The following is a 7,500-nucleotide window of genomic DNA, read 5'->3' as shown; positions in this document are numbered from 1 at the left end:
AAAACATTCAGTTGTTATAAGTGGTGGAGGCTGACGGGATCGAACCGCCGACCCTCTGCTTGTAAGGCAGATGCTCTCCCAGCTGAGCTAAGCCTCCAGGACCCCTGCGATTGCAGGGTGATTTGCTAGGTGACCCGTAGGGGATTCGAACCCCTGTATGACAGCGTGAAAGGCTGCTGTGTTAAACCGCTTCACCAACGGGCCATTTGAATGGCTCCTCGGGACGGACTCGAACCGCCGACCGATCGGTTAACAGCCGATTGCTCTACCAACTGAGCTACCGAGGAATAATGATGTTTTAGAATGGTGGAGCTGAACGGGATCGAACCGATGACCTCCTGCTTGCAAGGCAGGCGCTCTCCCAACTGAGCTACAGCCCCATCCTAACGCTTTCGTGACACGCTTGTCATGTCAGCTATGTAAGTGGTGGGCCTAGGCTGACTCGAACAGCCGACCTCACGCTTATCAGGCGTGCGCTCTAACCAACTGAGCTATAGGCCCGTAATTACTTCCGGGACTTTAATCTATCACACTTTTAAGTTCATTGCAATAGAAAAAATGATTTTTTTTATTGTGTGGGTGAACTTTTTTGTGAAAGACGAGGTTAACAAAAGCAAAATCTATTATAAGTCATGTTCATCGTATATTTCAAATGTATTTTTATATTTTCATTAAGAAAAAGCTTGCCCGGTAAAGGACAAGCTTTTCTTCGTTCCCAATTTAAATATCTAGATCGCGTACATTTGCCGCGTATTGCTCAATAAACTCCCTGCGAGGCTCTACTTCGTCACCCATCAGCGTCTCAAACACCATATCGGCATCCATAGCATCTTCAAGATCTACCTGAAGCAACGTACGGACTTCTGGGTCCATTGTAGTCTCCCACAATTGATCCGCGTTCATCTCGCCAAGTCCTTTATAGCGTTGAACGTTCGGCTTCGGTTGAGCCTTCAAGGTAGCGAGAACCTCATCACGCTGCTTGTCGTTATAAGCATAATGCAACGTCTTCCCTTGCTTAATGCTGTAGAGAGGCGGCTGCGCAATATAAATATACCCCGCTTCAATCAATTGTTTCATGTAGCGGAAGAAGAACGTCAGTAGAAGCGTACGAATATGCGATCCGTCGACGTCGGCATCCGTCATAATAACGACTTTGTGGTAGCGTGCCTTTGTAATATCAAAGTCTTCGCCAACACCCGTTCCCAAAGCCGTAATAATGGCACGGATCTCGTTGTTGCCGAGAATTTTGTCCAGACGTGCTTTTTCTACGTTCAATACCTTCCCGCGAAGAGGAAGAATAGCTTGGAAATGACGATCGCGTCCCATCTTCGCAGAACCGCCCGCAGAGTCACCCTCTACAATGAACAGTTCAGATTCGGATGCGTCCTTGGAAGAGCAGTCCGCCAGTTTACCCGGCAAAGCACTTACTTCCAGCGCACTCTTACGACGAGTCATTTCACGCGCTTTACGAGCTGCCTCACGGGCACGAGATGCCATGAGCGCTTTTTCCACAACTTTTTTGGCTACACCCGGATTTTCTTCCATGAAGGTGTTAAAACGGTCACCGAAGACAGACTCGGTAATGCTACGCGCTTCCGAGTTGCCCAGCTTCGTTTTTGTTTGTCCTTCGAACTGAGGCTCTTGAATTTTTACGGAGATAATCGCGGTAATGCCTTCACGCACATCGTCCCCGGAAAGATTCGGATCCTTTTCCTTCAGGAAGTTAAACTTGCGGCTATAGTCGTTGATAACACGCGTAAGAGCCGTTTTAAATCCGGTTTCGTGAGTACCACCCTCATGCGTGTTGATGTTATTGGCAAAAGAGTAGATGTTGCTCACATAGGTGTCGTTGTACTGAAGGGCAACCTCCACGACAAGACCTTCTTTTTCCCCTTCGCAATAAATCACATCATCATGCAGGGCTTCCCGGTTTTTATTCAAGTATTCTACGAACTGGATGATACCGCCCTCGTAGTGGAAGGACTCTTCCTTCTCATGATCTGGACGCGTATCCTTCAGTGTGATGCGTAATCCTTTGTTAAGGAACGCCAGCTCGCGAATACGTTTTTGCAAAATCTCGTATTCAAATACCGTTGTTTCGGTAAAAATAGTCGGGTCGGGCTTGAAGGTAACCTTTGTTCCCGTCTCTTCGGTCTCGCCCACAACAGCAAGATCGGCATCCGGGGCGCCTACTTTAAAGCGCATGTAGTATACCTGGTTATTTTGTTTAACCTCGACTTCCATCCATTCGGATAGTGCGTTCACTACCGAGCTACCTACCCCGTGAAGACCGCCGGACACTTTGTATCCGCCACCGCCGAATTTACCACCCGCGTGCAATACAGTCAAAACGGTTTCAACAGTGGACTTCCCGGTCTTTTCATGAATGCCAGTCGGGATTCCTCGACCGTTATCGGTTACAGATACGGAGTTGTCTGGATGAATGACCACCAAGATCTCGTCGCAATAACCGGCCAGCGCCTCATCAATGGCATTGTCGACAATCTCCCATACCAGGTGATGCAAACCCCGGCTGCTGGTCGACCCGATGTACATGCCGGGACGTTTCCGAACTGCCTCTAACCCTTCCAGTACCTGAATCTGACTCGCATCGTAGTTTGTATCTTTCGTCGTCACTTGATCCACTACTCTGTCAACTCCTCCACTTCAGCTTGTACAAAGGGAAACTGATCCAAGCTGTCCACGAACTGAGCGCGTCGCTTCAGCGTCAGAGAAGAAATAGGTGAACAGTAAATGGCATTCTGGGTGATTACATAAGACTTCGTTTCTTCCTCGCTATGGTCAACAACTGTCTTACTTTTTTCGAGTAAGAACGCTTTATTGATTTTTGAGGATTTCACAGTCTGATGATCGAGGATGGAAATAACTTCCTTCGTGCTCACCACAGTATCTCCACCAATGTGAATAAACATCCCTGTACCCCCTACCTTTCTCCGGAGATTTTCCCTTCCCTCACGTAAAAACGAGAGGCTTGCTGGAGAACCTGATGCTTTAAGCCTTCCACACCTGTAGTACTTACAAACGTCTGTACTCGATCCTGAATCGTTTCGAGCAGCAATGTTTGCCGATGTTCATCCAACTCTGACAAGACATCATCCAACAACAGAACGGGGTATTCTCCCACTTCTTCTTTAATCAGCTCAATTTCGGCCAATTTAATGGACAGCGCACTGGTGCGTTGCTGTCCCTGGGAACCATACGTTTGCACATCCATGTTGTTCACTTTAAGTGAAAAATCATCACGGTGTGGCCCAATAAGGGTGCTCCCCCGCATGATTTCCCGGTCGCGAACCTCTTCGTAGGCAGCAAGCATTTTATCTACAGCCTGATCTATCGTCATCTCTTCTGTAACGGGCGATGAGTTAACGTAATGCAAAGAAAGTCTTTCCCTGCCATCGGTGATGCCGGTGTGGATTTCCTGTGCCCACGTCTCCAGCTTCCGAATGAACTCAAAACGCTTCCGTAACAATTTTACCGCTAAATCGGCTAATTGGGTATTCCAAATTGCCAGCATTTCCAGCGAGTTACTTTTTTTCATGGCCAAATCCTTTAAAAGCTGATTTCGCTGGGCCAGCACTTTGTTGTAATTGCTCAAATAATAAAGATACGTAGGTGAAACCTGACCGATTTCCATATCGATGAAGCGTCTGCGCTGGGCAGGTGCGCCTTTGACAATGGAAAGATCCTCGGGTGCAAACATGACGACATTCAATGCCCCCACATAGGCGCTCAGCTTCTGCTGTTCCATTCCGTTGATTTTGGCCCGCTTTCCCTTGGTTGTCAACTGCAGCTCTAAACGAACAGAACCGTAGCGACGAAGAACATCGCTACGGATCGTGGCATAATCGGCATCCCAGGAAATGAGCTCCTTGTCACGAGGCGTTCGGTGGGATTTGGCGAGTGCCAAAACATAGATCGATTCGAGAGCATTCGTTTTCCCTTGAGCGTTGTTGCCAATAAATAACTGAATGGGGCCGTCAAACGACAGGGACATCGTTTCGTAGTTGCGATAGTTGGTTAGCGACAGGTTCTTGAGAAACAAGAATCACGCTCTCCTCTCAGGGGCGTACCACTTGATAGCGACCATAGCCTTCAATCGCCACTTCATCGCCAGGATATAGCTTGCGTCCACGTCTGTTGTCCAGCTCTCCATTAATTTGGATCGGAACCTCAGCCAAAAAAGCTTTGGCCATTCCCCCCGTGTCAATGATTTCAGCCAGCTTCAAAAATTGGCCGAGAGCAATATAGTCTGTGCTAATGGAAACCTCACGCATGGCTTGGCTCCTTTCTTTTACGTAAAAACATTTTAGTACGTACGAACCGGCAAAATCAGATGGAGCATCCAGTCATGATCGGTCGGACGAATCACAAAGGGACTCATCGGGCCGCTGAAGCTCGCTTTGATTTCTGCGCTATCAATTGCACGCAGCGCATCGATCATGTATTTGGCGTTGAAGGAAATTTTCAATTCTTCGCCATTCATTGCTTTTGGCATCAAAATGTCGGTTACTTTCCCGATCTCAGGTGCATTGGACGTAATTTCTACGGTTCCATCAGGCATCGTAACGAGCTTGACTACGTTCGATTTGCCTTCGCGGCTCAGCAAGGAAGCGCGCTCGATAGATTGCAAAAACTCCTTGGTGCTCACAGTGATCTCCGTTTTGCTGCCTTGTGGAATAATTCTGGTCGTGTCCGGATAGGTTCCTTCCAAGAGACGGGAATAGAAAAGGATATGCTTGGACTTCACTAGGATTTGGTTGTCCGCAACAACGATATCCGCGAGATTTTGGTCATCATCTAATATTTTTACCAATTCATTGCAGCTTTTACCCGGAACTACCACGTTGTGGAAAGAAAGATCTTCTGGGCATTCAACCATTGCGGTACGGCTAGCTAAGCGATGGCTGTCAGTTGCCACAAAACGCAATTTGCCTTGATCAAGCGACCACATTAAACCGGTCAAGATCGGGCGCATTTCGGAAGTGGAAACACCAAAAACCGTCTGGCGAATCATTGCTTTCAGTAAATCACAGGGAACACTGAAGACTTTATCTTCTTCCAGATGCGGCAATTGTGGATATTCGTTGGCATCCATTCCGTTAATGGTGAACTCAGCTTGTCCGGAACGAATTTTGGTTGCGAGACGATCATCCACTTGAATATCGATTTCATTGCTTGGCAGCTTGCGCACGATTTCGCTGAAAATACGTGCAGTCAACACAATGCTACCAGGTTGATGTACGGTTACTCCCCATTCTCCGGCTTCTTCCATCGGGATCTGAACTTCAATAGACACATCAGAATCGCTTGCTGTTAGTGTCAAGCCTTCGTCATCCGTTTTGATTTTAATCCCGGTCAAAATTGGAATCGTAGTTCTGCTAGAAACTGCTTTGCTAACATGCGATACGGCGTTCGATAGCTTTTCACGCTGAACGGTAATATGCATCGACGTGAGCCTCCCTCTCCGGCGCCATTATTTTTGGTTGGAATCTGCATAATAGCTGCGCCTTTATCATAACTTATTAGGATAGATCTTTTTAACAGAAGTAGTAATAGGGCCTGTGGATTTGTGGATATGTGGGTTCATTGCGTAAAAGAGAGCCTATACACATGTGGGTAAGTTGTGTATAGGCTTTTTGCGTTATGCACAGGTTCAATGGTTTGCTTTTAACTTTTCAATGAGCGACTGAATGGTTGTTTGCATATGAGGGTCATTTGCCAGCGCACGAGAGATTTTCTCATGGGCATGGATGACTGTCGTATGGTCACGACCACCAAATTCATCACCGATTTTCGGCAAGGAGGCATCCGTCAGCTCTCTGGAGAGATACATCGCAATCTGACGGGGGAAAGCAACGGTTTTTGTCCGTTTTTTCGCCTTGAAATCTTCTAGTTTCAGGCTGAACGCTTCTCCGACCGTTCGTTGGATGTCAATAATGGTAATCACGCGTGGGCGGGAGGAAGGGATAATGTCTTTCAGTGCTTCCGCTGCCAGCTGCGTGTCGATATCGCGATTAATCAAGGAGGAGTAGGCAACAACACGAATCAATGCGCCTTCCAACTCGCGGATGTTGCTGTCGATCTGGTTGGCGATGTATGCCATTACCTCATTAGGGATATCAAGATTTTCTGCTTTCGCCTTTTTGCGCAAAATCGCAATCCGCGTTTCGAGGTCTGGCGGCTGAATATCAGTAATCAGTCCCCATTCGAAGCGTGAGCGGAGGCGATCCTCCAGTGTCGGGATCTCCTTAGGAGGCCGATCGGAGGAGATGATGATTTGTTTGCTTTCTTCATGCAAGGCATTGAACGTATGGAAAAACTCTTCTTGTGTCGATTCTTTGCCTGCCAAAAACTGAATGTCATCAATTAAAAGAACGTCAACACTCCGGTATTTATTGCGGAATTCGACGGCTTTGTTGTCACGAATAGAGTTGATGAATTCATTGGTGAATTTCTCAGACGACAAATAGACCACTTTCGCCGATGGGTTGTGCTGAATGACATAATGGCCAATTGCATGCATTAAGTGGGTTTTGCCAAGTCCGACTCCTCCGTAAATGAAGAGGGGATTGTAAGCTTTTGCAGGAGCTTCAGCAACCGCAAGCGATGCGGCGTGAGCGAATCGATTCCCTGAGCCGATGACGAACGTGTCAAAGGTGTATTTGGGATTTAAGATGCTGGGTGGCTGGTCATCCGCTACTGTTGGCGGTTCACTCATTTTCACCCGTGGGACAGGTTGTTCGTCAGCAAAAGCCGCATCAGGATTTTGCAGCGCGACGAACTTTACTTTCATATTGATACCCGTCACTTCATATAGTGTATCGGTAATCAGTTGTGCGTACCTGGTTTCTAGCCAATCACGAGCAAAGTCGTTTGGTGCGACGACGATCAGTGCATCCTCTTCTAATGTAGTTGCCTTTGTCGCCTTCAGCCAGGTATCAAAACTGGGTTTGCTTAGCGATTTTTCTATCTTGGCGAGTACTTTGCGCCATAGTTCGCTAATCGCTGCATCCAACCAGAATCCCTCCCTCTGGGCCATCCGAAAAATTGATGAAGACCGATCCATCATGATCGAGAAAAAGTGCAAAAACCTACTATGTTGTGACCTAATTGTCAACACAGCCGTTTGAAGCGACTGTGGATAAAAAAAGTCGAAATATAGGGATTCCGCTCGTAGAAGTGAAAAAAAGCAGACTGTTATCCTCAATCCTGTGAGTAACGACATACACATAGGAAAGAATCTGTCCACAAACTTATCCACACCCTGTGGAAAAACCGATTCACGTATCGGAGTTATTCACGCTTCAAAACAAAAACATGATAACAGATATAAAGCGTGGTATCAATGGTTTTTTCATACTTATCCACAAACACAACTTCTGGTGCTTGCCACATATTCACATCCCTATATTTTGTGTACAAGCTGTAGATAAACTTGTCGAAATCTGTTTTTGTGGATAAAATGATATCCACAGACCC

The 7,500-nt window shown here is 46.9% G+C and carries 6 protein-coding genes and 5 tRNA genes; all 11 read right to left on the bottom strand.

The features are described from left to right. Nucleotides 1-21: 21 nt before the first annotated feature. Nucleotides 22-97, bottom strand: a tRNA-Val gene (locus BBR47_RS00060). A gap of 33 nt (nt 98-130) precedes the next feature. Next, a tRNA-Glu gene (locus BBR47_RS00055) sits at nt 131-204 on the bottom strand. 7 nt (nt 205-211) lie between these two features. Next, nucleotides 212-287: transfer RNA gene (locus BBR47_RS00050), tRNA-Asn, on the bottom strand. A 17-nt stretch (nt 288-304) separates the two neighbouring features. Beyond that, a tRNA-Ala gene (locus BBR47_RS00045) sits at nt 305-380 on the bottom strand. 44 nt (nt 381-424) lie between these two features. After that, nucleotides 425-501, bottom strand: a tRNA-Ile gene (locus BBR47_RS00040). Between the two features lie 219 nt (nt 502-720). Continuing rightward, nucleotides 721-2,646 carry a DNA topoisomerase (ATP-hydrolyzing) subunit B gene (gyrB, locus tag BBR47_RS00035; protein WP_012683788.1) on the bottom strand — a complete coding sequence of 642 codons (1,926 nt, stop codon included), beginning with the start codon at nt 2,644-2,646 and terminating at the stop codon, nt 721-723. Beyond that, nucleotides 2,646-2,933: an extracellular matrix regulator RemB gene (gene remB, locus BBR47_RS00030; RefSeq protein WP_007720118.1), complete on the bottom strand. Its 288-nt coding sequence runs from the start codon at nt 2,931-2,933 to the stop codon at nt 2,646-2,648. Before remB ends, gyrB begins: the two co-directional genes overlap by 1 nt. 11 nt (nt 2,934-2,944) lie before the next feature. Next, nucleotides 2,945-4,063 (bottom strand): DNA replication/repair protein RecF, encoded by a 1,119-nt coding sequence (gene recF / locus BBR47_RS00025; protein ID WP_012683787.1) that lies wholly within the window; start codon nt 4,061-4,063, stop codon nt 2,945-2,947. Between the two features lie 16 nt (nt 4,064-4,079). Beyond that, nucleotides 4,080-4,295 carry a S4 domain-containing protein YaaA gene (gene yaaA, locus BBR47_RS00020; RefSeq protein WP_012683786.1) on the bottom strand — a complete coding sequence of 72 codons (216 nt, stop codon included), beginning with the start codon at nt 4,293-4,295 and terminating at the stop codon, nt 4,080-4,082. Between the two features lie 32 nt (nt 4,296-4,327). After that, the gene (gene dnaN / locus BBR47_RS00015; protein WP_012683785.1) at nt 4,328-5,467 is read right to left on the bottom strand and encodes a DNA polymerase III subunit beta; all 1,140 of its coding nucleotides are present in this window, start codon (nt 5,465-5,467) and stop codon (nt 4,328-4,330) included. 207 nt (nt 5,468-5,674) lie between these two features. Further along, nucleotides 5,675-7,060: a chromosomal replication initiator protein DnaA gene (gene dnaA, locus BBR47_RS00010; RefSeq protein ID WP_087349423.1), complete on the bottom strand. Its 1,386-nt coding sequence runs from the start codon at nt 7,058-7,060 to the stop codon at nt 5,675-5,677. Nucleotides 7,061-7,500: the final 440 nt, after the last annotated feature.

This window comes from Brevibacillus brevis NBRC 100599 (genome assembly GCF_000010165.1).
GTDB classification, from domain to species: Bacteria; Bacillota; Bacilli; order Brevibacillales; family Brevibacillaceae; genus Brevibacillus; species Brevibacillus brevis_D.
Note: the sequence above shows the minus strand (reverse complement) of the source record. Positions and strands in the feature narration are given on the sequence as shown.